5 protein-coding genes are annotated in these 2,909 nt (G+C 38.4%); all 5 read left to right on the forward strand.

Annotated elements, in window-relative coordinates; translation table 11 throughout:
- Positions 1–794: tyrosine-type recombinase/integrase (locus tag RQ763_RS11190; RefSeq protein WP_314153056.1), on the forward strand; the 794-nt coding region annotated here is incomplete at its 5' end.
- On the forward strand, positions 791–1,264 hold the full coding sequence (locus RQ763_RS11195) for an HD domain-containing protein (RefSeq protein ID WP_314153058.1): 474 nt from the start codon (positions 791–793) through the stop codon (positions 1,262–1,264). The genes RQ763_RS11190 and RQ763_RS11195, both read left to right, overlap by 4 nt.
- Positions 1,265–1,339: 75 nt before the next feature.
- A complete protein-coding gene (locus RQ763_RS11200; protein ID WP_314153059.1) occupies positions 1,340–1,846 on the forward strand; it encodes a hypothetical protein in 507 nt (168 codons plus the stop codon).
- A 6-nt stretch (positions 1,847–1,852) separates the two neighbouring features.
- Complete coding sequence (locus RQ763_RS11205) at positions 1,853–2,566, forward strand: sulfite exporter TauE/SafE family protein (protein WP_314153060.1); 714 nt, start codon at positions 1,853–1,855, stop codon at positions 2,564–2,566.
- Positions 2,567–2,615: 49 nt separating this feature from the next.
- The coding region (locus tag RQ763_RS11210) for an HDOD domain-containing protein (protein ID WP_314153061.1) at positions 2,616–2,909 on the forward strand (294 nt) is incomplete at its 3' end.

Consider the following 2,909-nt stretch of genomic DNA (forward strand, 5'->3'; position numbering starts at 1 on the left):
TAAGTGTTATAAAGGCTCTTAGTAAAAAGAGTGTTGAGGCGTACAGAAGCGACTTGAATGCTCTTGAAGAGACTCTTGGCAAGCCGCTTATAGCACTAGACTCCGCGCTGCTCTTTAGCGCTCTTGGCATATACAAAAACAAAAGAACGCTCAATAGAAAACTCTCTTCTGTGAACGCCTTTTTTGATTTTTGCTACAAGAACAGATTTTCAGATGAAAAAACTAAACTAAAATTCTCAAAAATACCAAAACTGCTTCCAAAATTTCTCTCATTTGCAGAGATTCAAAACGGGTTAGCTCTTATAGACAGAACTACTCTTAGCGGAGTTCGGGATTATGCGCTGATCATTTTTTTATACGCCACGGGCACAAGGATAAGCGAATGTCTGGCTCTAAAAAGAGAGGATATTGAGGGAGAGTGGCTTCGTGTCAGGCATGCAAAAGGAGAGAAAGAGCGTATGGTTCCCATAGCAAAAGTTGCCATTAAAGCTCTGCAGAGCTACTTGGATGAGAAGAGAAGAGATGACGGATTTGTCTGGTCTAACTACAAGGGCGGGAGACTTAGCCGCATCTCTGCATATAAAACCACTCAAAAATATTTGGGAGTATCACCGCATATTTTGCGCCACTCCTATGCGACTTCACTAATATCGGGGGGAGCAGATTTGCGTGTAGTTCAGGAGCTCTTGGGACACGCCTCTCTTTTAACCACGCAAATATATACGCATATTCAGAAGCAAGATCTCAAAGAGACTGTTGAGGTGTGTCACCCGATGGCAAGGGAGAGCTTATGAACAGAGTAAAAAACAGTTTTTTCTCCAGAGCTTTTTGGGAGTCGCTTTTTTTTGTGCAAAACAAGTGGCATCAGCATGGAGTTTTACTCCATACGCTTCGTGTTTTATACTATATCTTTAAAGCCGGAGAGTTTAGGTTTTTTGCAGCCGGAGTTCTTCACGATATAGGCAAGCCGGTTTGTGCTTATAAAAAGGATGATGAGGATGTGGAGTTTGGCGAGTATAGCTTTAGCGACCACGAAGAGAGAAGCTACGAAATAATCAAAAATTGGCCCTTTATAAGTGAATATACGAAGCAGGTTGTGCGTTATCACTATCTTATTAGAGATATTAAAAAAAGCAAAGAAGAAGATATGCCAAGATATGAGAGAAAGAAAAAGATCTGGGATAGTCTGGATTTGGATCTGAAAAAAGATCTGGAAAAATTTTTGTTATATGATGACTTGGGAAAAGGAAAAAAAAGAAGATGAGCCTCCTTTCAAAATTAGCACAAATGTAACAAAAAGAGTGTAAAATTTATTTTTATTTAAGATAGAAGGCTTGTGATGAAAAAAATTATCCCTTTATACTTAGTTTTGATTTTAGTTATGTTAATTGTAATAATCTTTTTTTCTTTGGGTGTATCCAAGAAAATGGTTGTCGTGAAAGATGGAAATATCAAACAGATTCCAATTGAAATGCAAGTTGGAGTATATCAAGATGCTGATTGCGGTATGGTTATTGATGAGCTAAAAGACGCCTCTCAGGTTATTATAAAAAGCGGAAAGAGTTGGTTTTTTCATGACCACGGCGGATTTGTTAAATGGCTCGAAGATAAAGAGTTTAGAGATAGTGCAAAAATCTGGGTGATGAGCAGAGACACAAAGAGATGGGTAGACGCCAGAGAGGCTTTTTACTCACTCAGAGACACTACCCCTATGGGTTACGGTTTTGCTGCTTATGAAAAAATAGAAGAAAGTTTTATCGATTTTGATACAATGCGTCTGAGAGTTTTAAGAGGCGAGACCTTGCAAAATCCTGCGATTAGAAAACAACTTTTAGGAAAACAGTAAAAGAGAATGGAAACGGTAAATATCTTAAGCATTATAAGCATCGCTTTTTTGGGTTCGTTTGGACACTGCATTGGGATGTGCGGCGGTATTGTTTTAGCATATTCGACCATAAAAATTGATCCTAAAAGCTCCAAAGTCTCACAATCCACGGCGCATCTGCTCTACTCGTTTGGAAGGGTTTTTACCTACTCTATTTTGGGTGCGATTTTTGGGACACTTGGCGGGGTTGTGACCTTTAGCAATACAGCAAACGGTGTGTTGCTAATTGTCGCAGGTATAGCTATGGTCTTGGCAGGTCTCTCTTTAATGGGCAAGATTAAGTTTCTTACCCTCATAGAACACTCATTTTCATCATCACCGTTCTATAAAGATATGTTTAAAAGGGTTTTAAACTCCAAATCAAATTTTAGCTTTTTTACTCTTGGCATGTTAAACGGTCTTTTGCCGTGTGGATTTGTCTACTTTTTCGCTATAACGGCGGCAAGTACGGCAAGTCCCCTTTATGGCGCTATGGTTATGGCAATATTTGGTCTAAGTACAATTCCTGCCATGTTTTCACTCGGTTTTTTGGCATCGCTCTCAAGTGCTACAAACTTTAGAAATATGATGATGAGTCTCTCCTCTTTTGCGGTAATTGTTTATGGGATATATACTCTTTACGACGGATATGACTATATTGTCAGAGCTGAAAAAACATTAACAGAGTGCCATAGTAAATAAATTTTATATTTAAACTGCTATAATAAGTGTTAAAAAAAGGGTATCAACTTTGAAGAGTTCAATTATTGATAGCATAAAATCACTTCCCCCTCTCTCTACTACGATTATAGAGATAAACAAAATTTATGCCGATGAGAATTCGACTATAAAAGACATGGCAAAAGTCATAGAGCATGATCCTATGATCATTGCCAATATCCTTAAAATAGCAAATTCTCCGCTTTATGGATTTGGTAAAGAGATTAAAAATGCCGCTCAGGCGGTGAGCCTTTTTGGAATGAATATGACCCGCTCCATAGCGGTAGGAAACTCAATCAAAAAACTTTTAAATGTCGATATGCAG

It is taken from the genome of Sulfurimonas sp. (assembly GCF_032250635.1).
In the GTDB taxonomy this organism is placed as follows: Bacteria; Campylobacterota; Campylobacteria; order Campylobacterales; family Sulfurimonadaceae; genus Sulfurimonas.